Raw genomic sequence first — 23827 nt, 5'->3', positions numbered from 1 at the left:
AAAAGACGGAATTTTTCCGTTATCATTAATTGAGATGTAAGTATATTTTCACTTACAAATAGGGTGGTACCGCGATTCTTTCGCCCCTATCGGATTTTCCGATAGGGGCTTTTTCTATTTCTCACAGAAACAGATGTTAAATAATTCCGAATCTTATGATAAAATTTTATAAGCGCTTACAAATAATGAAGGGAGGTGATATAAGCTATACGAAATCGATATTCAATTTTATAGAAAAAAAGGAGGATGTCTAAATGACAAAGAAAACAGAAATTCCATCGCATTTAAAACCATTCGTATCCACACAACATTATGATCAATACACACCGGTGAATCACGCTGTGTGGCGTTACATTATGAGACAAAATCATAGCTTCTTAAAAGACGTTGCTCATCCAGCCTATGTGAACGGACTACAATCATCTGGTATTAATATAGATGCAATTCCAAAAGTAGAAGAAATGAATGAGTGTTTGGCACCAAGTGGCTGGGGCGCTGTAACGATTGACGGACTTATTCCCGGCGTAGCATTCTTCGATTTTCAAGGACACGGATTACTACCGATCGCAACAGATATTCGGAAAGTAGAAAATATCGAGTACACACCAGCTCCAGATATCGTACACGAAGCCGCAGGACACGCACCGATTTTACTTGATCCTACATATGCAAAATATGTGAAACGTTTTGGGCAAATTGGTGCAAAAGCTTTCTCTACAAAAGAAGAACATGATGCATTTGAAGCTGTTCGTACATTAACGATAGTGAAAGAAAGCCCTACTTCTACTCCTGATGAAGTTAAGGCTGCTGAAAATGCTGTAATTGAAAAACAAAACTTAGTTTCTGGTTTATCAGAAGCTGAACAAATTTCACGTCTTTTCTGGTGGACAGTAGAATATGGATTGATCGGAAATATAGATGATCCAAAGATATATGGTGCTGGTCTCCTTTCTTCTGTTGGCGAAAGCAAACATTGCTTAACAGACGCTGTAGAAAAGGTTCCATTTTCTATCGAAGCATGTATAGGGACAACTTATGACGTAACAAAAATGCAACCACAACTATTTGTTTGTGAATCCTTTGAAGAATTAACAGATGCGCTTGAAACATTTTCTAAAACAATGGCCTTTAAAACAGGTGGAAAAGAAGGTTTAGAAAAAGCAATTCGCTCTGAGAACTATGCAACAGCTGAGCTAAATAGTGGATTACAAATTACAGGTACATTTAGCGAGACAATTGAAAACGATGCAGGTGAATTAATTTACATGCGAACAAATTCGCCAACGGCATTAGCGCTTCATAATAAACAGTTAGCAAATCATTCTACTTCTGTACACAGTGACGGATTTGGAACACCGATTGGATTACTCACTGAAAATATTGCATTAGAAAATTGTACAGACGAACAACTACAATCATTAGGAATTACAATTGGAACTATCGCTGAGTTTACTTTTGCAAGTGGTATTCATGTAAAAGGAACAGTAACAGATATTGTAAAAAACGATAAGAAAATTGCTCTTATTTCCTTTATCGATTGCACAGTTACTTATAACGCCCGCGTTTTATTTGATGCTTCATGGGGCGCATTTGATATGGCTGTTGGCTCACAAATCACTTCAGTATTCCCAGGTGCCGCAGATGCCGCAGCATTTTTCCCAATGGATGAAGAAGTTCACGAAATTCCTGCTCCACTTGTACTGAATGAACTTGAACGTATGTATCAAACAGTTCGAGATATTCGAAGTGAGGGGATTTTACACGACGCGCATATCGATCAATTAGTAGCAATTCAAGAAGTATTAAATAAATTTTATGCGAAAGAATGGTTGCTGCGCCTTGAAGTATTAGAGTTACTTTTAGAGCATAACAAAGGGCATGAAACATCGGCAGCATTACTACATCAACTTTCTACTTTCACAACTGACGAAGCTGTAACACGCCTTATTAACAATGGTCTTGCGTTACTTCCAGTAAAGGATGTGAAAAATGATGCTAAGATTAACTGAAGAACAAGTTCACGAAGAATTATTGAAGGTAGATAAATGGATGGTAAAAGATGAGAAATGGATTGAACGAAAATATATGTTTTCCGACTACTTAAAAGGAGTCGAATTTGTCTCTGAAGCCGCCAAACTATCAGAAGAACATAATCACCATCCATTTATCCTTATCCAGTATAAAGCAGTTATTATTACTTTGTCATCTTGGAATGCAAAAGGTTTAACGAAACTAGATTTTGAGCTTGCAAAACAATTTGATGAACTATTTTTACAAAACGAAAAAGCAATTATAAGAAAATAAAAGGAGAAGCCTTTTTAGGCTTCTCCTTTTATTTTGAAATGGATACAATGTCCAAATGGATCCTCGACTTGTAATATTCCATCTTTGTACGTAGCAATCTTGCCAATATTTTTTAAGCTTTCACATACTTGCTCTTTTTGTTTTTCATTCGCTAGTACAACTGTGAAATATTTCAAACCAACAGAACCTGGCATTTGCGGTGGTACCCCTTCACCTTGCCATGTATTTAAACCGATATGATGATGATAACCACCTGCAGATACGAACAATGCTCCATTACGAGCTGGAATCGTTACTTCAAAACCAAGACCATCAACATAGAAACGTTTCGCTTCCTCTAAATCAGCTACATGAAAATGAATATGCCCCATCACAGTACCAGCTGGAAAGCCATTCCATGTACTTCCTTGCTGTAATAATTCTTCACCAGCTAACGGGTTACTAACAAATGGGAGTTCTCCATTCTCATCACGCCAAACTTCTTTTTGTCGATCATGATAAATTTCAATCCCGTTTCCATCTGGATCAGCTAAATAAAGAGCTTCACTAAAGTAATGATCGGCTCCGCCATGTAGTGGATATACCATCTCTACAAGATGACGAAGAACATTCGCTAAATCCTGTCTACTTGGTAATAAAATTGCATAATGATATAACCCTGTTCTTCCTCTTTGCTTCGGAAAAGCTTCTTTCTTTTCTTCAATGATAAGAAGTGGTTCATCATTTTCATTCCCAAATGTAACGACTGCTTCTTCTTCTCTTAGCACCTTCATACTTAGTACTTCCGTATAAAACTCTAGTGATTTCTTTACATTAGATACGTATAAATGAACAACATCAAGTGTTGTATCGGGATGAAGTTGAAAACTCATCTTGTTAGCCCCCCCATTTAAATTAGTTCTTTTTTGACATTTTTTCTTTTAAGAAATTATCTACAAAACCATCAGCTTTTGCAACAAATAAGTATGCACCCATTGCTAATAATGCAAGTTCTAATTCGAAACCAGGATTTTTTCCATCTCCCAATAAACCAGCTGACCATTTCACTTTTACGATTGCTCCAACCATAACAAGTGCAAATAATAATCCAATATATCTTACACCTAAACCTAGAATTAATAATAGACCTCCAACTAATTCAAACGTTGCTACACCGTATGCAAGTCCTCCTGGTAAACCAATACTTGTAAACCATCCTGCAATATTGTCAATTCCTGATTGGAATTTTGTTAAACCGTGCATGAAGAATGTTACCCCTAACACGATACGAATAATTAAGTTACCAATATGTTGATTCATTTCATTCTCTCCTTTATAGTTTTCTTATACAAAACTTTTATTTACATTACAAAACATACACTAATTTTTTTTATTCGTCAATTCATTTTCACTGGGAAAAAATATATTTTTTTTGCTATGATACAAATAGTTGTTTACAAAAAGGAGCTTGATTTTATGAATATTGGTTCTGCAATACGTGAAATTCGTCAACGTAGAGGCATAACAATTGCACAAATTTGCGAGGGAACAGGTCTTTCTAAAGGATTTATGAGTCAGGTTGAAAATAATAAAACATCACCATCTATCTCAACTTTAGAAACGATCTCCAATTTTTTAAACGTTCCCCTTCCCTATTTATTGTTAGAGCAAAAAGATCGATTAAAAATTGTCAAAAAAGAAGAACGGAAATACAGTGTATACGGCAAAGATGAGCAAAGAATTGAACATGTTGCGGAGCAAGGGGGCCTTCGCCTATCTTTAGTAGAAATCCCTACTGGATTCCCGAAAGAAAACTCACCAAATGCCCATGAAGGGGAAGAATGTCACCTTGTATTACGCGGAAAACTAGAAGTTCAGCACGGTGAAGATATTGCAATTGTAGAAGAAGGTGATTCTTTCTCATGGAATGCATGCGTTCCTCATATTGTTCGTAATATAGGAGAAGAAACTGCATTATTACTCATCTCTAGTTATGCGGAAAATCGAAAACGTGTTTATTAAATAATAAAAAAAAGAAGCCTGTTAAACAGGCTTCTTTTTTATCCCCTTATAATTCCATAACTTGTCCCAACTAGTACAGTCTTTTCATGCTGATTGCGATAAACTGACTCGATTGAAACTTTTTTATAGCCTTCCATTTGCTCAACATTTGTTAAAGTTAGTTCACAAGTGATCGTATCTCCTGTGAAAACTGGTCTAATAAACTCACTTACTAATTCTCTTGCTATGTAATGTAACTCTTCTCCCACTTTCGTCCCAATGCTAGCAGTCAATAAACCATGAACCATTAATCTTCCATTTTCATCGTATTCCACATGGTGTCTACCTTTATCACCGGTAATATTTGCAAATTCAAAAACTTCTTCCTCAGTAAATCTTCTTTCATATTTAAATACATCCCCAGCTTTTACACTCATTTTTATCCTCCTAATAATAAACAGAATTTTCTTTTATTTTATCATAAAACGAGCCTCAATCCATTCTCTATTATCAAAAGTCTCAAAATTACCTCGCTATACTTTTTTACTTTCCATTCATTTATCGGTGACCATCTCTTTTCGCGACTTGGTATCCATAATACGCACATGTTCCATTTCTCGATAGCTCTCTAACTTCAAATCCACAACTTCTATAAAAATCAAAATTGTTCGCTGATGTATGCGCAAACCAATCACCGTGGGGAAGTTTTTGCAGGCAAAGAGCTACAAGCTTCTTACCTAATCCCTTCCCTCTATATTCACACTTCACAACTAAATTTACTATGTTCGCAATCATAATTCCATCAGAAATGACTCTAACCATCGCAACCATCTCTTCCTCATCCCAAATTGTGAAAGCCCATGTTGAATTTTCGAATGCTATCGTAAATTTTTCAATTTGCCAAGAAGGGATATTATCATTACTCCAACCAGCATCTTCAAACAAAGCTTTAATTGCATATGCTGGTACGCTACTCGTTCCCTCACGAATAATAAGTCCATTATGATAAATGTACATGTAACCCCTCCCTTTATTTTCATATACCATTCTTCAAAAAATGCAATTTACCTTTAAAAAAGTAATTTTTTCATCCAACACGCTTAATAGAATAAACTAGAACATCGATTCCATGAAATGACGTTGTTTTCTCATAGCTGAGCCCGGTTTTTCTAGCAACAAATATTGAGGCGGGATGATTCGGATTAATAAGAGAAATTAATTTATTCATTCGTAATGCTTGGAAACCATAGTCACGTAATGCTGCCGCCGCTTCTTTTGCATACCCTTTTCCCCAATACTGAGGAAGTAACCAATAACCAATTTCAATTTCCTCTTTTCCATCTATCTTCTGCTTTACCAGCCCTGCATGACCAATTCTTGTTCCCGTTTCCTTTTCAATCAATACAAATAAACCGAGACCGTTTTTATAGCTAGGAATCACCCATTCCTCCAGACTTTTTTTACACTGCATATATGTTTTTAACGTCCCATTTCCAATATAACGCATTACCTTCTCGTTCCCCCATAGTGAAGCGTAGAACTGTAAATCATCCATTGTATATTTGCGAATTTGTAAACGTTCTGTATGAAACATGCTGGCACTCCTTTCCACTAATTTTTTCTTCATTTCACGATCACGTTTTGTGTGTATACGAAATGTTACTATTTATTATAAAGTGAAACTTTAATCAGTGGGAAATTTTGTTCATCCCCACTGATTATTAGCCTTCACCAACTAGGCGTTTACGGGCAGTGGATCTCCCGTCTAACTTCTTTGCTTTAGCCGAATTTTTAGGCGGGAGTCTTACTGCCTGGAAAATAGCGGGATAAATGAACCAACGATAAAATACAGAATATTCATTCTTAATAACTAAAAAAAGCAGTAGACAAATATTGTCCACTGCATCCATATCATAACTAGCATAAAGAAAACTACAATTGAGGGGGGTGTAGGATTTTCAAATATACTAGATACTTATCCCGTTCTAACGGGCGGTAAACTTTCCAATTGTTTCAAGTGAAAAGTTTACCGCACATAAGAACTTCCTTCGTTCATTAAGATAGTATTGCTAAATAATCATATACACGCTTAGATTTCTCTCCACCCATTCGTGCATGTTGAAGAAGAGAAATACCATGAGGGCCAGATGCACGCAATGCTTCTGGTTGAGCTACTAAAATAGCTTGTACAACTTCTAATTCACCAAGCATAGCTGCTGCAAAAATATCCATCCGAGCACCCTTTTCTAGTAAATAAAGAACAATATCTTTACGACCTACATGTGCCGATGCGCCTAACGCACTTTCCCAATCTGATCCACCCCAATTATAAGAGGCGTGAAGTAAGCTTGGTGATTCAACCAATAGCTCTTGTACTTTCTCTAAATCCCCGTGAGCTGCCATAACAAATTCTCTTACTAATTCAGTGGTAATACGCTCTTCTGTTTGCATCGCTCTTCTCCCCTTCTAGAAATTCGTTTCGGTGTAAAAAACGGTTTGTCATTTCCTTGAAAAATATCTACATCTATGCCAAATACATGTTGAAACATTTCATGGCATAGTACTTCTTCTGGTATACCATCATACTGAATCTTTCCTCGCTTTAATACGAGTAAACGATCGCTATATTGAGCAGCTTGGTTAATGTCATGTAAAACCATTATAATTGTCATTCCAAACTCCTCATTTAATCGTTTCACAAGTTCCATTACTTCCAACTGGTGAACGATATCTAAAAAGGTTGTTGGTTCATCCAATAATAAGACATTTGTACGTTGCGCTAGCGTCATCGCAATCCAAGCACGTTGCCGTTCCCCTCCTGATAAAGAATGTAAAAGACGATATTCATACCCTTCAAGATTTGTAACAGACAATGCCCAATCAACAATTTCTTCATCTTCTTTATTTAAGCGGCTACTCCATGATTTATGTGGACCTCTTCCAAACTCAATTAGTTCTTTCACTGTCAAATCTAATTGATGATCATGCATTTGTGGTAACATCGCTAATTGCTTCGCTACATCAGCACTCTTCATCATATGAATATTTTTCCCATCTAAAATGATGTCCCCTTCGCTTTGTTTCAGTAGCCTTGCTATTAAACGAAGCAAAGTAGATTTTCCCGATCCATTCGGACCAATTAAACTAACGATTTCTCCAGCCTTAATATGTACATTCATATTTTGCATTTGAAATCTTTCAGAGTGTGCATAAAACACTTTGTTAACGGAAATCACGTTGTTTTCCTCCTCTATGAATTAAATATAAGAAGAAAGGACCACCTAAGAAGGACAGTAAAATACCAACAGGCAATTCGATTGGGTCAAACCAACTTCGAGCTATTGCATCCGCAAAAACAAGTAATACCCCGCCGCCAAGGCATGATAAAGGTAGCAAATATCTATAATCATTTCCAACTAATAAACGTAGCATATGTGGTACGACAAGACCGACAAATCCAATAAGACCAGACACACTTACCGCAATTCCAGCTAATAATGTACTTACTACGATTAAATAAAACCGACTTTTTTCCACATTATGTCCTAATAGTTTTGCCATTTCATCTCCAAGCATTAACACTCGAATATGCTTAATACCAAAGAAAGCTAATATAATGGCGAATATTGCATAATAAATAATCATGTTTAAATGTGCCCAACTTACACCACCAATGCCGCCCGCTAGCCACGGTAACACGGATTGTACTTTGTCACTATGTAATAACATTAAAGCTGACGTTGCTGCACCAATTAATGCATTGATTGACACTCCTACTAAGACGATTCTTGAAGGTGGTGCCCCTTTTTGCCATGATAAAGCATAAATAACCATCGCTGTTATGAAAGCTCCTAAAAACGCCCCTAGTGGTAAAAAAGCTAGATGCTGTGGGAATAAAATCATGATGACAATTGCTACAAGGCCTGCCCCAGATGAAACCCCGATAATACCAGGATCTGCAAGAGGGTTTCTCATAACCCCTTGCAGCAGTGTACCAGATGCAGCTAAACATGTTCCTACTATAAACCCAACGAGAACTCTCGGTATGCGAAGATCCCATACAATTCGATGAACTGTCGAACCTTCATCTTGTATACCTGTTAGAATGTCTCGTACAGAAAAAGATAAACTTCCTGCGAAAAGTCCGTAAAAGAGGCCTAGAATTGTTAATACAACTAAAGTAACTGCTATTATCCATCTTTTTTTCGCAAAAGGATGTTCCTTTTCTCTTACTACCTCACTACTTTCCATACGTATCATTTCCTTACATCTTGTATACTTTTATACATAAAGTCCATTGCTTCTGTAACTTTTGTCCCAGGATTAGATCCAAATAAATCAGGTGGCAAAATAACTACGCGGTTTTGTTTTACTGCATCTAAATTTTTCCACGCTTCATTTTTCATCATTTCGCCTTCGAATGCTTTTTTCACACTTTTTGGATCTCCGTGTGTAATTAAATAAATGACATCTGGATTCGCCTCAATAATACGTTCTACACTTAGCTGTGCATATTGCGGATATTCTTTCGTTTCTGGAAAATCAGAAGCAATATTTTTCCCGCCTGTTTTTTCTAAAACATCACCTGATAAAGATGTTGGTAATGCCGCTAAATAAGTACCTGGTGTGCCATACACTAGCAATGCTTTCACATCGCTCTTTTTCTCATATTTCTTCATTTGATCATTGATTTTTTGATTAAGTTCTTTTGCTTTATCTTCTTTCTTCATTACCGTTCCATATAATTCAATATTCTTTTGAATATCTTGTACAGAATTCGCAGAAGAAATGATTACTTTCGTTCCCTGTCCTTCAACCGTTGGCACATTCTTTTGGAATCCATTGTTAGCAACAAGTACATCGGGCTTTAAACTAGCAATTTGCTCAAAGTTCGGTTGATGTGCATTCCCGATTACTTTTGCTTTCTTTAACTCCTCTGGAAGAGTTAATTTCGTATCCGGACGACCTACTACTTTTCCACCTAAAGCATGAATAATATCCATGTCTCCCATACTTAATGTTGCAAAACTTTCTGGTACTTTATCGAATGTTACCTTTCTCCCTGACAGGTCGGTAATTTCGATTTTTTCTTTTCCTTTTTCTATTTTGGTTGCAGACGCTTTTTCGTCCTCTTTGGCACTGCAACCTATTAACAAGAAAAAAATAGATAAAAACGCTGTAAATAGCGTAATAGATTTTTTCATTCCTTCACCTCTAATTGATAATGATAATCATTAACTACTATTCTACTTTAATTGATAAGGATTATCATTGTCAACATGAAACGCATACATTTTTCTACAAAAAACAAAAAGCGCGACAAAAAGATTCTTTCTTTTCGCCGTGCTCTAGTTAACAATATTATTCACATTCATTTTCCTCTAACTGGTCACGCATCACTTTCACACGCTGAAAGAAAAAGAACGATAAACTTAAAAATATAACGATGCTCCCCATCATAACAAAAAATTGGATTGTCTCTTTTGCTCCATCCGGAATCAACAAGCCAACCATTAACAATGTACTTACAGCGAGAAGAATTTGTCCGAACCTAGTATAATCTTCTATTTTCCCTTGTAATTCTTTCATTATATTCTCACTCCTCCATTTCACTTTATCATATTCTATGAAACTGAAAGACCAGTAAATACAGCCATTCTGGGAGATGTTTTCCAACAAAAAAAGAGCCGCTTTACTGCGGCTCTTTTTTAATCATTATTCACCTTTATATGCTTCCATATAAATTTCTTTCAGCTCTGAAATAAGCGGTAACTTTGGATTAGCAGTTGTACATTGATCTTCAAAAGCTCTTTCTGCTAATACTCCAACAACCTCTTCAAATTGCTCTTTATCTACCCCTTGTCCGGCAATACTCATATTAATATTTAAGCTTTTTCCAAGCTCAATAATTGCTTTGACGAGTGATTCCACACCTTCTGCTACTGAGCTTGCTGGAAGCCCGAGCATTCTCGCAATATGTGCATAGCGTTCATCTGCTACAAAGTGCTCATATTTTGGGAACAATGCGTGTTTTCTTGGCTTAATAGCATTATAGCGGACTACATGCGGCATAAGAATTGCATTTGCACGTCCGTGCGGAATATGGAATTCTGGACCAATTTTATGTGCTAAGCTGTGATTAATACCTAGAAAAGCATTTGCAAATGCCATCCCTGCAATTGCAGAAGCGTTATGCATTTTTTCCCGTGCTTCTTCATCATTTCCATCTTTATATGCTCTCGGTAAATATTTGAATACGAGATCAATAGCTTTTAATGCTAATCCATCTGTATAGTCATTTGCCATAACAGACACATACGCCTCAATTGCATGTGTTAAAACATCCATACCAGTATCTGCTGTTACATGTGGTGGTACTGTCATTACAAATTGCGGATCAACAATTGCTACATCTGGTGTTAATTCATAATCTGCGAGCGGATACTTTATATTATTTTTCTTATCTGTAATAACCGCAAATGGTGTCACTTCTGATCCTGTTCCTGATGTTGTTGGAATCGCAACAAACTGCGCCTTATTTCCTAATTCCGGATATTTACATGTACGTTTTCTTATATCTAAAAACTTCTGTTTAATGCCATAGAATGTCGTTTCTGGATGCTCATAGAATAACCACATTCCTTTTGCTGCATCCATAGCTGAACCACCACCAAGTGCGATAATTACATCTGGCTTAAAGCTTCTCATCATTTCCGCACCTTTAAAGACAGTTTCATCTGATGGATCTTGTTCGACCTCAAAGAAAACTTCAATTTTCACATCATTTGCATGCTTGTTTAAATAGTGCGTGACTGTATCCACATAGCCATGTTCAACCATTCCAGGATCCGTTACAATAAATGCACGTGAAATGTTAGGCATATTTGCTAAATACGCTGTAGCATGTTTTTCAAAATAAATTTTTGGTGGCAATTTGAACCACTGCATATTCTTTTTTCTATTTGCCAGCCTTTTTATATTTAATAAATGAGTCGCTGTTACATTTTGGGAAACTGAATTTTTTCCGTAAGAACCACAACCAAGTGTAAGTGATGGAATAAATCCGTTATATATATCCCCTATTCCACCTTGTGATGAAGGTGCATTTACAATGAGACGGCAAGCTTTCATACGTAATCCAAATTGCTTTTGCACTTCTTTATTTGTAGAATGAATAACTGCTGAATGTCCTAAACCACCGAGGTTCAACATTTCTTCGCAATATGTAAATCCTTTTTCTAATGAATTCGCCTTCACACAGGCTAATACTGGGCTCAGTTTCTCACGAGATAACGGGTATGCTGCTCCGATACCTTGAATTTCAGCTACAAGCATTTTTGTATGTTCAGGAACAGTAATCCCAACTAATTCGGCAATATACTGTGCTGATTTTCCTACAATATCACTATTTACTGCACATGTATTTTCATTTATAACGAGCTTTTCTAATTTTTTTCTTTCTTCTTCTGTTACAAAGTAACAATTGTTTTCGATCATTTCTGTTTTAACATCATCATAGATTTCTTTATCGACAATGATTGCTTGTTCCGATGCACAAATCATACCGTTATCAAATGTTTTCGATAAAATTAAATCATTAACAGCTCGTTTTACATGTGCTGATTTTTCTATATAACACGGTACATTACCAGGACCTACACCTAGCGCTGGTTTTCCAGTAGAGTAAGCTGATTTCACCATACCAGCGCCTCCAGTTGCTAGAACGAGTGCCACACCCTCATGGTTCATTAATTGTTTCGTCGCTTCGACAGACGGTCTTTCAATCCATTGAATACAATGTTTTGGTGCACCAGCTTTCATTGCTGCATCATATACGGTTTTCGCTGCTGCCACCGAACAATTTTGTGCAGAAGGATGAAATGCGAAAATAATTGGATTTCTCGTTTTTATCGCAATCAACGCTTTAAACATTGTTGTCGACGTTGGATTCGTTACTGGTGTTACCCCAGCTACTACACCGACAGGTTCTGCAATTTCTATTATTTCTTCATGAGGATCTTCGTGAATAATTCCTACCGTTTTATCTTGCTTTATACTATGCCAAATATATTCAGTGGCAAAAATATTTTTAATGCATTTGTCTTCATAGACACCACGGCCTGTTTCTTCAACAGCCAATTTTGCAAGTGGCATATGTTGATCAACACCTGCTAATGCCATTTCATGAACAATGTTGTCAATCTGCTCTTGTGTAAAACTTTCTAATGCTTGTAAAGCTTGTTGACCGTTATTTACTAACGTATCAATCATCTCTTTTACCTCTTGCATTTCATTTACAACTTTCTCTTTGACTACCATGTAAATTTCCTCCTATTCTGTTATCACGGTCTTTATAAGTCCCTATAGGTCATAATAAGTCCCGATTAGCGAAAAAAAATAGAGTTACCGTCCTACATGAATCCCATTGTTTGTGAAACATTTCACAAGTTTACTCGTGAATAACATTTCATGAATTCAATATACATGAAATCATTTCATTTGTGTATGTCTAATTTGTGAAATATTTCACAAATTAACATAATAAAAAATGCACTGCTCCACATTAGCAGTGCATTTTTTATTACGCTAGCGCTTGTGCTAAATCTTCAATTAAATCTTCACCATCTTCAATACCGACAGAAATACGAATTAATGTATCTGTAATTCCTAATTCTTTACGGCGATCTGCTGGGATTGATGCATGTGTCATTTGAGATGGGATAGAAATTAAACTTTCTACTGCTCCTAAGCTTTCAGCAAGTGTAAAGTATTGCAGTTTCTCAAGTACTTTATTTAATGTTTCCTCACTATCTACATCAAACGAAATAATAGCACCAAATCCATTTGCTTGTTCTGTTGCTAATTCGTGGTTTTGATGTGATTCAAGACCTGGGTAATATACTTTATTTACTTTTGGATGATTATTTAAGAATTCAGCAATAGCGCGTGAATTCGTTTCATGTTCTTCCATACGAATTCCTAATGTTTTTAAACCGCGAAGTAGTAAGAAGCTATCTTGTGGTCCAAGAATACCTCCTGTTGAGTTTTGTACAAAGTGAAGGTCTTCTGCTAGTTGTGGGCTATTTACCACTACTAGACCTGCAACTACGTCACTATGACCTCCTAAATATTTCGTTGCACTATGAAGTACAATGTCTGCTCCTAAAGAAATCGGCGACTGCCAATATGGCGTCATGAATGTATTATCAATAATTGTTAATAAATCTTTCTCTTTAGCAAGAGTAGATATTTTCTTAATATCAGTAATTTTTAGTAATGGGTTCGTTGGTGTTTCCACATAGATCGCTTTCGTATTTGGACGAATTGCTTCTACAACTTCCTCTAAGTTTGTTGTGTCTACAAATGTATGTTCAATACCGAAGCGGTTTAATACTTTCGTAATAACACGATACGTTCCACCATAAACATCATCTGTTAAAATAACGTGGTCACCTTTTGAGAACAACATAATTGTCGCTGTAATAGCAGCCATTCCAGAACCGAATGCAAATCCAGCATGACCATTTTCTAATACGGCAATCATTTCTTCTAAAGCTGCACGTGTTGGGTTGCCTGTACGTGAATATTCATATCCTTGATGCTTACCAACCGCTTCTTGTTTGTACGTACTTGTTTGATAGATCGGTACGTTTACAGATCCAGTTGAAGGTTCTCCTATGCGAATACCATGAATTAACTTTGTCTTTGCTCTCATTTTTTATTCCCATCCTTTGTATATGTCTTTACTTAAATAGCGCTCACTGCTATCAGGAAAAATGGTTACAATATTTGTACCTGGTGCTGCCTTCTCTGCCTCAAGTAAGCTCGCATGAAATGCTGCTCCTGAAGAGCTCCCAACGAGAAGTCCTTCTTTTTGCGCTAATTCTTTCACTCGTAAAAATGCATTCCGATCAGAAATCGTATGAATTTCATCAAAATAAGATGTCTTCAAAAATGGCGGGATAAATTCCAGTCCAATTCCTTCGGTCTCATGTGAACCAGCCTTACCACCATTTAAAATAGATCCTTCTGGCTCTACGATAACTGTTTTAATATCTATATTTTTTTCTTTCAAATAAGATGCAGTCCCCATAAACGTACCGCCAGTTCCTGCTCCAGCAACAAATATGTTAATCTCTCCATTCAGTGCATCCCAAAGTTCAGGACCTAGTGTTTTGAAATAAGCACGCGGGTTTGCTTCATTCGCAAACTGACTTGGAGAGTATGAATTCGGTATTTCATTTACTAATTCTTTTGCTTTTGCAATTGCACCGGTCATTCCTTGCTCAGTCGGTGTATGCACGACCGTTGCACCTAGTGCTTTCATCAATTCTTGTTTTTCAATACTAAATTTCTCTGGTACACAAACGATAACACGTAAATCATGTTCTAATGCTGCAAGTGCCAGTCCAATACCAGTATTCCCAGCAGTCGGTTCAATAATTGTTCCACCTTGGGTAACAAGCCCTTTTTCTAGCGCATCTTCGATTAATTCTCTTCCTAAACGATCCTTAACGCTTCCGCCTGGGTTATAAAATTCAAGCTTTGCAAATAAGCGGACCCCTTTCGGAAGTGAAAAACGAGTAATTTCTACAATTGGTGTATGACCAATTAACTCATGAACTCCACGATATACATTCATCGTGTTCTCCCCCTTGTTTGCCAATAAAGAAAAGGCAACTGTATGTATTTTCTTTATATGAGACAGTTGCCTTTTTGTTACATTACTTTAACTCTTCTAACACTTTTACGATAAAGTTTGTAGAATGAAGAGCTGCTTGATCTAAAAACTGATCAAATGAAACATTTGATTCTTTACCAGCAATATCAGAAAGTGCGCGAATGATAACAAACGGAACTTCATATTGGTGGCATACTTGTGCGACAGCTGCTGCTTCCATTTCTACCGCATAAAGATTTTCAAATTTATCACGGATGGCTGCAACGCGGTTCGGATCACTCATAAATGAATCGCCTGTTGCAATCATGCCTTTTACAACTTGAATATTTTCTTCAGTTTGCATACATTTCTCAGCTAATGCAACTAACGCCTCATCAGCTTTAAATCCAGGCGGCATTCCTGGTACTTGACCATATTCATAGTTAAATGCTGTTACATCTACGTCATGGTGACGAACTTCAGTGGAAATAACTACATCACCAACGTTTAGAGAATGATGGAATCCACCAGCTGAACCAGTATTAATTACTTTTTCAGGCTTATATTTTTCTAATAAAATTGTCGTTGACATCGCTGCGTTTACTTTACCAATACCAGACTTTAACAAGATTACTTCATGTCCTGCTAATAGTCCTTTCGTAAATTCACAACCTGCAACCGTTTCTGTCTCTGCTTGTTCTAATTTGTCACGTAAAATACGTACTTCTTCTTCCATTGCTCCAATTACAGCAATTCTCAATCTAATCCCTCTTTCTATTGCTTAGTTGCCTCCATTACCCAAACGAAATGATTTAATCTCGTAAACGTTACATGGAAGCCATTGTTTTCAAAAATAGTCTGCATAACTGGAATGCGTGTATAGTATTCCGTTTGCAAATCGTTTGCTAACTGGTGAAAACCTCTTTGTTTTGCTGTTTCAACAGTTTTATCATATGCATCTTGATCTGCAAATATCGTATCAGCAAACACTATTTTACCACCTTTGTTTAGCAATTGACTATACTTCGCAACCGCTACATTTTTTTCATCATCTGTTAAATGATGAAATGCATAGGTGCTTACAATGGTATCAATTGAATTTGGGACTTCAAACGAAAGAAAATCACCTTCTGTAATCGAAAATTCTTTTGGCAATTTCTCTTTTGCAATCATACGCATTTCACGCGACGGTTCTATACCGTAAACTGTGCGGCCAGCAAGTAATAATTTATTTGTTAAATTACCTGTACCGACACCAAATTCTAATACATTACCAAATGACTTGTTAACTACATCCTCTAGAATATCCTCATAATGGGCGAAAACTTCTTTATATTGTATATCTTCGCCTTGTACGAATGAGTCGTACGTATGAGCCCACTCATCAAATAAACCATTAAATTCTGTGCCCATAAAAATTCCCCTTTTTCTTATCGGTTTTATCAGTATGATATTCCCTCTTTCTAAAAATGTCAATTGAAATGTACATGGTATTTCCTTCTTTTCTTTGTTACACTATAGTTGATTACATAGGAGAGGGGCCGTCTTCATGTCATTTACCTTTGAAATGTTAGAAGATAAAGTAGAATTTTTTGAAGCGGGAGACTTAGCTTCTTTAGAACGAAAAATTAGTGAACAAATCGATAATAATAAAGCACTTATGCTTGAAGTTCATCACATCTCACATCAAATGGTTATGGATCCTGAAAGCAAAAGACCGTATTATAGCGCGATTGTTCATTTTAAATTAAAGAAATTGCGTTAACTAAAAAAGAGAAGCTCCTAAGGAGCTTCTCTTTTTTAGTTTAGAGTTTGAACAAGTACTGGTTTCCAGCCCTCATTGTCTACCCAATCAATATTTACGTAATATCTTTTTCCACTTTGCTTATCTTGAACGTCACCATAAGCTTTACTCTTTCCAGTTTTGTCTCTTCCAACAAAATGGAATACTAATTGCTCCTTCGGTACTTCAATACCTGCAGCAATTGCACTTTGCATCTCATTCCAATCTGATGACCCCTGTTTAAACGTCATCGCTGGTGATGAACCTTGCTCTGTTCCTACAGCTTTCCAAGAAGGTTTTGTATAAGCCTCTTTTGCCTTGGATACAGTTTTTTCAGCCGATACTTTCTCGTTAGCTTTCGCTTCTTCTTCAGCTTTTTTCTTTTCTTCCTCAGCCTTTAACTTCTCTTCTTCAGCTTTTTGCTTAGCTTCTGCTTGCTCTTTTTCTTTTTTCTTAGCAGATTCTTTATCTTCTGATTTTCCAGCTTTCTCATTCTTTGTTGTTTGTTGAGAGACTTTCTTATCAGTAGAAGATGCTTGCTCTTTCGTACTAGGAACGAACAATTGATATGCTACAATAGCTACTAATAGTAATACAATAGCGATTGCAATATTTAAAACACCGTTTTGACGACGTTTTTGTTGTTTCTGTTGGAATCTTGATCCTCCTGCCATTCTCCAAACCTCCATGCAGTTTTTCCTAATTGCTATTGTAACATTAAATCTAGAAAGGTTGAACATTTACACTGATATTTTCATGAAATGAAAACAATTCACTATAAATTGCAAGATTACTTTTCATTCTCCAATTGATAGATTGCTCCTACCATATCTTTAAAAATAGGTGTGACTTTATTCACTTTGTTATCAGTCTCTAGATCAACAACAACTAAAGCATATCTTGGATTCTCATACGGAAAATAACCTGCAAACCAGCGATTCACCCTCGTCCCTTTCCCTGTTTGCGCTGTCCCGGATTTTCCAGCGACACTGAGCGGCAACGAGCGGAATGCCGTTCCTGTTCCTTTCTCCCTTGTTACAACGCCTCTTAATAACTCTTGTAATGTTTTCACTGTTTCATACGAAAGCTGTTTTCCATGTAACGTATGGTTCTCAAATGTAAAAAAATCCGCTCCATTTTTATATACTATTTTTTCAACAGCTTTCACTTCCATTTTTTCTCCATTCCTCGCAATCGTCGCCATCATATTAGCAATTGCTAGAGGTGATATACGTACATCTTTCTGTCCAATCGCTGTTTGCTCTACCGCTTTTTTACTATTTTTATTTTCTTCATTCCCCCAAATAGTAGAGCCTTTTTCTTCTGGCATTTGCTCGAAATGAGGTGTATGAAATACAGAACCTTTCCATCCGACCTTTTCATTTGCTCCTAAAGCTGCTACGTATGTTTCTAGCACCGTCCTATCCTTTTGTAATAGCTCGTTACCTAACTCAGAAAATGTCCTGTTACAGCTCCTAGCAAAGCTCTCTTTGAAGTTAAGTGTACCCATCATAACTTGTGGGTCGTTTTCACCATATAAATCTTTATTACAATTAAATGTCCGATTAAACAAATTTACTTTTTGATCAATGACTGCAGCTGCAACTACTGTTTTAAAAACAGAGCCTGGAAAGTGCGGCGTTAACATTTGATTTTCAAGTGTAGTCTTATATAAATTCTTATCTCTTACTTGTAAAGACGGCTTACTGACCATCGCTAATATTTCATTTGTCTTTACATCAAGTAATACTAATCCCCCCTTCTTTATTTCATTTGCTTCAATCACTTCTTCTGCTTTTTGCTGCAACCCTTTATGTAAAGTAGTTTGAATCCTAACGGGGTAAAATGGATTTCCTGGTGAAGTATATTTCGCTTGCTTTCCGAAAATCGGTTCTCCTTGCCGATCTACTTGATACAATACTTTTGCCTCTCCATCAGTCAATAAAAATTCATCAAATGATTGCTGTAATCCTGAAATACCTATCGGCGTTTGTTTTGAAATTTTTTTCACTTCTCCATATCGCTTTTGAAATTCTCTTTCGTTCTCCCCTACATCACCAATTAAATGATTTATCTCCCCAGTTTGTTTTAATCGCACTTCAGCTGCTACAATACCTAATACATGTAATTGATTCACCTTCTCCATCTGCTCTCTTGTCACTCGAAATGGAGCAGTTTCCCCTTGCAGTATAAATGCATTTTTTTTATTTTTCATTTGTCTTCTGATCTCTTGTCTCGACACACCAATGATATGCGCGATTTTCTCTAACATGTCATTTTTTATTTGTAAAAATGGAAAAACAATTAAAACAGGATACTTTTCCTCACCTATTTCTTTACCACTACGATCTATAAACTGCCCACGTCCATCGTCTACTGCAATGGATTGCGTACGTTGCGTAACACTTTTTTCAATTAAATTTATTTTGCGATCAGTAAATGATTCTGTATCTATAATTTGAATTTGAATTAAACGACAAAGCAATAAAAACATAATGCCCATAAAACAAATTAAAACAATTGTAATTCTCCGTTTTATTTTCATAAAAAAACACCTCGTCTATTATAGTTTGGACGGAGTGTTTCATCTTTTATACAAATAAAAAAATCACTCGTTTTTACACGAGTGATTTTTTTATTATTTTACAGAGACAATCTCTACTTGCATTTCTCCGCCTGGTGTTTGGATTGTTACTTTCTCACCAATTTGCTTACCTAATAAGCTTTTTGCGATTGGAGAATCGTTAGAAATTCTTCCTTCAAATGGATCAGCTTCCGCACTACCTACGATTGTGTACGCTTCTTCATCTCCATTTGGTAATTCTTTAAATGTTACTGTTTTACCTAATGTAACAACAGTAGATACTTCGCCATTATCTTTAATGATAACTGCGTTACGAATCATATTTTCTAATTGTGTAATACGTCCTTCTACGAATGCTTGCTCATCTTTCGCTGCATCGTACTCAGAGTTCTCAGAAAGGTCCCCGAAGCTACGTGCGATTTTAATACGTTCTACTACTTCTTTACGTCTTACTGTTTTTAATTGCTCAAGTTCGTTCTCTAGTTTTTGCTTACCCTCTTGCGTCATAGGGTATGTTTTTTCTGTTGACATATTTTCCACTCCTTTTATATACCAATCCCCCGAAAAAAAGAGGAGTTCCATATGAAAACTCCTCCGCTTCCATTGTTAGCGGAGGTTTCTAGTACCCTTGCACTAGCGGAGTTGTCACATACAACCCCGTATTTCCAATTCTTCTTTATATAAAGAAGATATGTATGGAAAGTTGATATAAATATGCCCTCACCTATATATAGATGAGGTTGCATGTTTCATTGTATTCGATGGGAAGGGAAAAAATCCCTTCCTACCGTATATCTTTTACTATGCTATTACAAATTTACTTTTTGTTCAAGAATTGTTGCAATTTTTGTCACCATAATATCAATTGCAACATGGTTTTGTCCACCTTCAGGGATAATAATATCCGCAAACTTCTTAGAAGGCTCAATAAATTGATTGTGCATTGGACGTACAACAGTTACGTACTGATCAATAACTGAATCCATCGTACGACCGCGCTCTTTAATATCACGCTGCATGCGGCGCAGAATACGAAGGTCAGCATCTGTATCAACGAATAACTTAATGTCCATCAACTCACAAAGACGTGGGTCTTCTAAAATAAGAATTCCTTCTAAAATAATTACATCTTTCGGCTCAACTGGAATAATTTCTTCTGAACGCGTATGCAATGTATAGTCATATACAGGCTTATCAATTTGCTCATATGCAAGCAACTGCTGCAAATGTTCAATTAACAGATCATTATCAAACGCAAGCGGATGATCATAATTTGTTTTTAAACGCTCTTCCATTGGTAAATGGCTTTGATCTTTGTAATAATAATCTTGCTCCAAGATTAAAATGGAATGACCTTTAAAATGGTCAAAAATCGCTTTCGTTACACTTGTTTTTCCTGATCCTGAACCACCAGCGATTCCAATTACAACAGGCTTATTCGTCCCCATTCGACTACCACTCTTTCTTATTGAAGTATGCTTTTGCGCATCATATTATTCACATACACTGGTTGATCCACTTTGAATTTCACGATTTGCAACGGATGTCTCGCTGCATCTAATTCGTTTCCATCCTCATCCCAAATTTTCTCCACCGTCTGCGTAAAGTTTTCTATTTCTGGTCCAAAGAACTCCACTTCATGTCCTGGTTTGAAATGATTACGTTGCTCAAGCGTTACGATGCCCGTTTCTTCATTATAATCTAACACTAAACCAGCAAAATCATACGTTGTTTTCTTACTATGATTTCCAAACATTTGCTCTTGATGTCCTGGAACCCCTTCAAAGAATGCAGGAGCTGTATCACGATTTGCACATTTATCAAGCTCATCTAACCATTCTTGTTTAAACTCAAAGTTATCCGGATCCGCACAATAAGCATCAATTACTTTACGATATACAGTTGCTACAGTCGCTACGTAATGGATTGATTTCATACGTCCTTCTACCTTTAAACTATCGATTCCAATTTCAATCATTTTCGGAATTGATAAAATTAAATTTAAATCTTTTGGACTCATCGCAAAGTGAGCATCTTCTTCTTGGAATAGAGGAAGCTCTTTTGCATCTTTATGTTGTGATACTGTTTGAACTAAATCATAATCCCAGCGGCAAGATTGGCAACAACCGCCACGATTAGAGTCACGCGCTGTCATATGGTTACTTAGTGTACATCTTCCTGAATATGCGATACACATTGCACCATGGACGAATGCTTCAATTTCAATATCCACTTTGTCTTTAATTTCTTTCATTTCTTCATAGCTTGCTTCACGAGCTAATACAAGACGATGTAAACCTTCTTCTTTCCAATACTGTGCTGCTTTCCAGTTGGATAGTGATTGCTGTGTGCTTAAATGCACCTCAACAGAAGGCGCTACACGTTTACACGTCTCAATGATAAGCGGATCAGCAACGATAATTCCCGTTACGCCAGCTTTTTCAATCCCTTTTAAATATTCCTCTAGCCCGTCCATATTTTCATTATGTGCGAAAATATTTGTTGTTACATATATTTTCGCTCCATATTTCTTTGCAAATTCAACGCCTTCTGCCATATCTTCCAGCGTAAAGTTACCTGCATTCGAACGAAGACCAAATTCTTGTCCACCTAAATATACAGCATCTGCCCCATAATGGATAGCTACTTTTAATTTTTCTAAGTTACCCGCAGGGATTAACAGTTCAGGTTTCTTCACAATAACGCGCTTGCCATCGATCACTCGTGAAATTTCTTGTACAGTCATTTCCTACACCCTCCTCGTTTAGTAAACCGTTTCTTTAAAGAAGAATCCTGTGTCTAACGGACGATTTACTGGTTGCATTTCTTCTATTTCTTTATATAGAGCATCTTTCACGTCATAATACGCATCACGATCTTCTACGCATAAATCAATCGCTTGACGATATTTCTTCGTTACTTCAATAATGTATTCAGAACTTTTTAGTACACCATCGATTTTTAAGCTGTCAACTTCAGCTTCGATTAGTTCCTCTAATTCATCGATGAAACAAATATCGTTCGGACTCATAATATGAGTACCATTTTCATCTTCATAGATTGGATATTTATTATTACGCTCTGGGTCATATAAGAACATATTCTCTTCATATTTTTTCTTTTCAACGTCAAGATTACGTCCTTGATACTCAAAGTAGTTTCCTACTAATGAACGCTTCGATTGGAACATACAAGTCATACCGTGAATTTGTACTTCTAGTTCCACTTCAGCATTTTCTTTTAAATCAACAATTTCATCTAAGCTCAGCTCACGAGCTAATACAGCACGCTTCGCTCCTCTTTGGCCCCAGTAATTACAAGTGAACCAATTCGTTGCTGTCGTTTCTGTATTCCAGTGCAACTGCATATTTGGCGCTACTTCGCGAACAGCCATTAATACTGCTGGATCTCCGAAAACAATTGCATCTACATTTACTTCATTTAAAAATGAAACGTAATCTGTTAATTCTTCTACTTTATCGTTGTGGAACATAGCGTTCATTGCTACGTATACTTTCACACCATTTTCATGCGCAATCTTCACAGTTTGTTTTACATCTTCACGTGAAAACTCCCCTGCTAAACGTAAACCAAACTTTTGCTCACCGATCATTACCGCATCTGCTCCTGCTTTCGCAAGAAGTTCGATATCCGCCACCGCTCTTGGCGTTACTAACAATTCAGGTTTCTTCATACCTTGGTCACCCTCTCTTTTTACTAACAGCTACTCCATCACCAATTGGGAAAATCGTTGTATCATATCCTTCATGGTTCATAAGCCACTCATTGTACGTCTTAATACGACGGATTAAACCACGTGTACGTCTGTTTTCAATCTTCTCTTTTGTCGTTACAAGACCATGGTACATAACATTATCTGAAATAATTACGCCACCAGGATTTAATAACGGTTCATATAAGTCAAAAAAGCGACGATACTGTCCTTTTGCTGCATCAATAAAAATAACGTCAAATGTCCCGTGTTCTTTTACTTGTTCACCTGTCTCTAACGCATCACCGTAAATAACTGAAATACGATTTGTTACTGGGGAACGTTCTATATATTCAAGTGCTTTTTCATATCGCTCACGATTGCGTTCAACTGTCACAATGCGAGAATTTGGAATAGCTTGCATCATACGAATACTAGAATATCCAATTGCTGTACCAAGCTCTAAAATGCTTTTTGGTCCAATTAAACGTAAAAATTGCAACATAAATTCCATTCCAAGTCGATCCATAATCGGCACATGATTTTCTTTCGCATAGTCTTCCATTTCAAGAATTAATTTATCTTTCGGATCAATAAATGATAATAGGTACTCGTTAACTGCATCCTCCATAATGGTCCTCCTTATTTACATGGAGAAGTGCCTCTATGACGTCTTTTCACACATAGAATGCAATAAAAATACAAGCCAGCTTTACCCTTAGCTTGTACGTCCCGTTTTGATATTAAAAACGATTCTTCTGCCAGTTTTTAACCCGATATATTTTACCACAAAAAAGAGGGATG

26 protein-coding genes and 1 other annotated feature (1 of these 27 cut by a window edge) are annotated in these 23827 nt (G+C 36.6%); of the genes, 4 read left to right on the top strand and 22 right to left on the bottom strand.

Features of this window, described 5'->3' with window-relative positions; genetic code table 11:
- Positions 1 to 91 (top strand) — a binding site (T-box leader); it begins 137 nt to the left of the window's first position.
- Between the two features lie 163 nt (positions 92 to 254).
- Both BM089_RS11835 and BM089_RS11830 read left to right on the top strand, forming a co-directional pair.
- Positions 255 to 2009, top strand: coding sequence for an aromatic amino acid hydroxylase (locus BM089_RS11835; RefSeq protein ID WP_000163188.1), 1755 nt, complete (start codon positions 255 to 257; stop codon positions 2007 to 2009).
- On the top strand, positions 1990 to 2304 hold the full coding sequence (locus BM089_RS11830) for a 4a-hydroxytetrahydrobiopterin dehydratase (RefSeq protein WP_000979553.1): 315 nt from the start codon (positions 1990 to 1992) through the stop codon (positions 2302 to 2304). The genes BM089_RS11835 and BM089_RS11830 overlap by 20 nt, the downstream gene beginning before the upstream one ends.
- Before the next feature lie 14 nt (positions 2305 to 2318).
- Here the strand turns inward: BM089_RS11830 and BM089_RS11825 are convergent, their stop codons facing one another.
- Both BM089_RS11825 and BM089_RS11820 read right to left on the bottom strand, forming a co-directional pair.
- Entirely contained in the window at positions 2319 to 3176 is an 858-nt protein-coding gene (locus tag BM089_RS11825) for a VOC family protein (RefSeq protein ID WP_000009848.1), read from the bottom strand.
- Between the two features lie 22 nt (positions 3177 to 3198).
- Complete coding sequence (locus BM089_RS11820) at positions 3199 to 3603, bottom strand: DoxX family protein (RefSeq protein WP_001071553.1); 405 nt, start codon at positions 3601 to 3603, stop codon at positions 3199 to 3201.
- Positions 3604 to 3759: 156 nt separating this feature from the next.
- Between BM089_RS11820 and BM089_RS11815 the strand changes: the two genes are divergently transcribed.
- Positions 3760 to 4305 (top strand): helix-turn-helix domain-containing protein, encoded by a 546-nt coding sequence (locus BM089_RS11815; protein WP_001020693.1) that lies wholly within the window; start codon positions 3760 to 3762, stop codon positions 4303 to 4305.
- 38 nt (positions 4306 to 4343) lie between these two features.
- Here the strand turns inward: BM089_RS11815 and BM089_RS11810 are convergent, their stop codons facing one another.
- The 13 genes from BM089_RS11810 to BM089_RS11740 all read right to left on the bottom strand — a co-directional run bounded on the left by BM089_RS11810 (position 4344) and on the right by BM089_RS11740 (position 16357).
- Complete coding sequence (locus BM089_RS11810; RefSeq protein ID WP_000111564.1) at positions 4344 to 4721, bottom strand: hotdog family protein; 378 nt, start codon at positions 4719 to 4721, stop codon at positions 4344 to 4346.
- Between the two features lie 121 nt (positions 4722 to 4842).
- Positions 4843 to 5301, bottom strand: coding sequence for a GNAT family N-acetyltransferase (locus BM089_RS11805; RefSeq protein ID WP_000276127.1), 459 nt, complete (start codon positions 5299 to 5301; stop codon positions 4843 to 4845).
- A gap of 70 nt (positions 5302 to 5371) precedes the next feature.
- The gene (locus tag BM089_RS11800) at positions 5372 to 5911 is read right to left on the bottom strand and encodes a GNAT family N-acetyltransferase (protein ID WP_139213255.1); all 540 of its coding nucleotides are present in this window, start codon (positions 5909 to 5911) and stop codon (positions 5372 to 5374) included.
- Between the two features lie 428 nt (positions 5912 to 6339).
- Positions 6340 to 6735, bottom strand: a complete 396-nt coding sequence (locus BM089_RS11790) for an ankyrin repeat domain-containing protein (RefSeq protein ID WP_001192767.1) — start codon at positions 6733 to 6735, stop codon at positions 6340 to 6342.
- Positions 6702 to 7520, bottom strand: coding sequence for an ABC transporter ATP-binding protein (locus BM089_RS11785; protein ID WP_000626528.1), 819 nt, complete (start codon positions 7518 to 7520; stop codon positions 6702 to 6704). Before BM089_RS11785 ends, BM089_RS11790 begins: the two co-directional genes overlap by 34 nt.
- Positions 7507 to 8535, bottom strand: coding sequence for a FecCD family ABC transporter permease (locus BM089_RS11780; protein ID WP_002082127.1), 1029 nt, complete (start codon positions 8533 to 8535; stop codon positions 7507 to 7509). Before BM089_RS11780 ends, BM089_RS11785 begins: the two co-directional genes overlap by 14 nt.
- Before the next feature lie 5 nt (positions 8536 to 8540).
- Positions 8541 to 9488, bottom strand: a complete 948-nt coding sequence (locus BM089_RS11775) for an ABC transporter substrate-binding protein (protein WP_090977031.1) — start codon at positions 9486 to 9488, stop codon at positions 8541 to 8543.
- 157 nt (positions 9489 to 9645) lie between these two features.
- Positions 9646 to 9873 (bottom strand): YrhC family protein, encoded by a 228-nt coding sequence (locus BM089_RS11765; protein WP_000661454.1) that lies wholly within the window; start codon positions 9871 to 9873, stop codon positions 9646 to 9648.
- Between the two features lie 126 nt (positions 9874 to 9999).
- Positions 10000 to 12603 (bottom strand): bifunctional acetaldehyde-CoA/alcohol dehydrogenase, encoded by a 2604-nt coding sequence (gene adhE / locus BM089_RS11760; protein ID WP_090977028.1) that lies wholly within the window; start codon positions 12601 to 12603, stop codon positions 10000 to 10002.
- A 262-nt stretch (positions 12604 to 12865) separates the two neighbouring features.
- Positions 12866 to 13999: a bifunctional cystathionine gamma-lyase/homocysteine desulfhydrase gene (locus BM089_RS11755; protein WP_001201921.1), complete on the bottom strand. Its 1134-nt coding sequence runs from the start codon at positions 13997 to 13999 to the stop codon at positions 12866 to 12868.
- A gap of 3 nt (positions 14000 to 14002) precedes the next feature.
- Positions 14003 to 14926 carry an O-acetylserine dependent cystathionine beta-synthase gene (locus BM089_RS11750; RefSeq protein WP_001103877.1) on the bottom strand — a complete coding sequence of 308 codons (924 nt, stop codon included), beginning with the start codon at positions 14924 to 14926 and terminating at the stop codon, positions 14003 to 14005.
- Positions 14927 to 15008: 82 nt separating this feature from the next.
- On the bottom strand, positions 15009 to 15704 hold the full coding sequence (gene mtnN, locus BM089_RS11745; protein WP_001217027.1) for a 5'-methylthioadenosine/S-adenosylhomocysteine nucleosidase: 696 nt from the start codon (positions 15702 to 15704) through the stop codon (positions 15009 to 15011).
- A gap of 14 nt (positions 15705 to 15718) precedes the next feature.
- Positions 15719 to 16357 carry a class I SAM-dependent DNA methyltransferase gene (locus tag BM089_RS11740; protein ID WP_000536323.1) on the bottom strand — a complete coding sequence of 213 codons (639 nt, stop codon included), beginning with the start codon at positions 16355 to 16357 and terminating at the stop codon, positions 15719 to 15721.
- A 136-nt stretch (positions 16358 to 16493) separates the two neighbouring features.
- Between BM089_RS11740 and BM089_RS11735 the strand changes: the two genes are divergently transcribed.
- On the top strand, positions 16494 to 16709 hold the full coding sequence (locus tag BM089_RS11735) for a YrzA family protein (RefSeq protein ID WP_090977026.1): 216 nt from the start codon (positions 16494 to 16496) through the stop codon (positions 16707 to 16709).
- A gap of 35 nt (positions 16710 to 16744) precedes the next feature.
- Here BM089_RS11735 and BM089_RS11730 read toward each other — a convergent pair whose 3' ends face one another.
- The 7 genes from BM089_RS11730 to BM089_RS11700 form a co-directional block, all read right to left on the bottom strand.
- Positions 16745 to 17401 carry a YrrS family protein gene (locus BM089_RS11730; protein WP_000897097.1) on the bottom strand — a complete coding sequence of 219 codons (657 nt, stop codon included), beginning with the start codon at positions 17399 to 17401 and terminating at the stop codon, positions 16745 to 16747.
- Positions 17402 to 17517: 116 nt separating this feature from the next.
- Positions 17518 to 19272 (bottom strand): peptidoglycan D,D-transpeptidase FtsI family protein, encoded by a 1755-nt coding sequence (locus tag BM089_RS11725; RefSeq protein WP_071729611.1) that lies wholly within the window; start codon positions 19270 to 19272, stop codon positions 17518 to 17520.
- Positions 19273 to 19365: 93 nt separating this feature from the next.
- Positions 19366 to 19842, bottom strand: coding sequence for a transcription elongation factor GreA (greA, locus tag BM089_RS11720; protein WP_014894880.1), 477 nt, complete (start codon positions 19840 to 19842; stop codon positions 19366 to 19368).
- A gap of 278 nt (positions 19843 to 20120) precedes the next feature.
- The gene (gene udk, locus BM089_RS11715) at positions 20121 to 20759 is read right to left on the bottom strand and encodes a uridine kinase (protein WP_000537080.1); all 639 of its coding nucleotides are present in this window, start codon (positions 20757 to 20759) and stop codon (positions 20121 to 20123) included.
- Positions 20760 to 20776: 17 nt separating this feature from the next.
- Complete coding sequence (locus BM089_RS11710; RefSeq protein WP_000217961.1) at positions 20777 to 22057, bottom strand: peptidase U32 family protein; 1281 nt, start codon at positions 22055 to 22057, stop codon at positions 20777 to 20779.
- An 18-nt stretch (positions 22058 to 22075) separates the two neighbouring features.
- Positions 22076 to 23005 (bottom strand): peptidase U32 family protein, encoded by a 930-nt coding sequence (locus tag BM089_RS11705; protein ID WP_000742795.1) that lies wholly within the window; start codon positions 23003 to 23005, stop codon positions 22076 to 22078.
- A 7-nt stretch (positions 23006 to 23012) separates the two neighbouring features.
- Positions 23013 to 23654, bottom strand: coding sequence for an O-methyltransferase (locus tag BM089_RS11700; RefSeq protein WP_090977023.1), 642 nt, complete (start codon positions 23652 to 23654; stop codon positions 23013 to 23015).
- Positions 23655 to 23827: the final 173 nt, after the last annotated feature.

This window comes from Bacillus sp. 5mfcol3.1 (genome assembly GCF_900114335.1).
Taxonomy (GTDB): Bacteria; Bacillota; Bacilli; order Bacillales; family Bacillaceae_G; genus Bacillus_A; species Bacillus_A thuringiensis_S.
Note: the sequence above shows the minus strand (reverse complement) of the source record. Positions and strands in the feature narration are given on the sequence as shown.

Excerpts from the sequence above, each read along its gene's own strand:
- adhE (WP_090977028.1), bottom strand. The coding sequence starts at position 12,603 with ATGGTAGTCAAAGAGAAAGTTGTAAATGAAATGCAAGAGGTAAAAGAG.
- BM089_RS11755 (WP_001201921.1), bottom strand. The coding sequence starts at position 13,999 with ATGAGAGCAAAGACAAAGTTAATTCATGGTATTCGCATAGGAGAACCT.
- udk (WP_000537080.1), bottom strand. The coding sequence starts at position 20,759 with ATGGGGACGAATAAGCCTGTTGTAATTGGAATCGCTGGTGGTTCAGGA.
- BM089_RS11815 (WP_001020693.1), top strand. The coding sequence starts at position 3,760 with ATGAATATTGGTTCTGCAATACGTGAAATTCGTCAACGTAGAGGCATA.
- BM089_RS11765 (WP_000661454.1), bottom strand. The coding sequence starts at position 9,873 with ATGAAAGAATTACAAGGGAAAATAGAAGATTATACTAGGTTCGGACAA.
- BM089_RS11725 (WP_071729611.1), bottom strand. The coding sequence starts at position 19,272 with ATGAAAATAAAACGGAGAATTACAATTGTTTTAATTTGTTTTATGGGC.
- BM089_RS11735 (WP_090977026.1), top strand. The coding sequence starts at position 16,494 with ATGTCATTTACCTTTGAAATGTTAGAAGATAAAGTAGAATTTTTTGAA.
- BM089_RS11780 (WP_002082127.1), bottom strand. The coding sequence starts at position 8,535 with ATGGAAAGTAGTGAGGTAGTAAGAGAAAAGGAACATCCTTTTGCGAAA.
- BM089_RS11835 (WP_000163188.1), top strand. The coding sequence starts at position 255 with ATGACAAAGAAAACAGAAATTCCATCGCATTTAAAACCATTCGTATCC.
- BM089_RS11775 (WP_090977031.1), bottom strand. The coding sequence starts at position 9,488 with ATGAAAAAATCTATTACGCTATTTACAGCGTTTTTATCTATTTTTTTC.
- BM089_RS11810 (WP_000111564.1), bottom strand. The coding sequence starts at position 4,721 with ATGAGTGTAAAAGCTGGGGATGTATTTAAATATGAAAGAAGATTTACT.
- BM089_RS11710 (WP_000217961.1), bottom strand. The coding sequence starts at position 22,057 with ATGACTGTACAAGAAATTTCACGAGTGATCGATGGCAAGCGCGTTATT.
- BM089_RS11730 (WP_000897097.1), bottom strand. The coding sequence starts at position 17,401 with ATGGCAGGAGGATCAAGATTCCAACAGAAACAACAAAAACGTCGTCAA.
- BM089_RS11740 (WP_000536323.1), bottom strand. The coding sequence starts at position 16,357 with ATGGGCACAGAATTTAATGGTTTATTTGATGAGTGGGCTCATACGTAC.
- greA (WP_014894880.1), bottom strand. The coding sequence starts at position 19,842 with ATGTCAACAGAAAAAACATACCCTATGACGCAAGAGGGTAAGCAAAAA.
- BM089_RS11700 (WP_090977023.1), bottom strand. The coding sequence starts at position 23,654 with ATGGAGGATGCAGTTAACGAGTACCTATTATCATTTATTGATCCGAAA.
- BM089_RS11705 (WP_000742795.1), bottom strand. The coding sequence starts at position 23,005 with ATGAAGAAACCTGAATTGTTAGTAACGCCAAGAGCGGTGGCGGATATC.
- BM089_RS11825 (WP_000009848.1), bottom strand. The coding sequence starts at position 3,176 with ATGAGTTTTCAACTTCATCCCGATACAACACTTGATGTTGTTCATTTA.
- BM089_RS11750 (WP_001103877.1), bottom strand. The coding sequence starts at position 14,926 with ATGAATGTATATCGTGGAGTTCATGAGTTAATTGGTCATACACCAATT.
- BM089_RS11800 (WP_139213255.1), bottom strand. The coding sequence starts at position 5,911 with ATGAAGAAAAAATTAGTGGAAAGGAGTGCCAGCATGTTTCATACAGAA.
- BM089_RS11820 (WP_001071553.1), bottom strand. The coding sequence starts at position 3,603 with ATGAATCAACATATTGGTAACTTAATTATTCGTATCGTGTTAGGGGTA.
- BM089_RS11790 (WP_001192767.1), bottom strand. The coding sequence starts at position 6,735 with ATGCAAACAGAAGAGCGTATTACCACTGAATTAGTAAGAGAATTTGTT.
- BM089_RS11805 (WP_000276127.1), bottom strand. The coding sequence starts at position 5,301 with ATGTACATTTATCATAATGGACTTATTATTCGTGAGGGAACGAGTAGC.
- BM089_RS11830 (WP_000979553.1), top strand. The coding sequence starts at position 1,990 with ATGATGCTAAGATTAACTGAAGAACAAGTTCACGAAGAATTATTGAAG.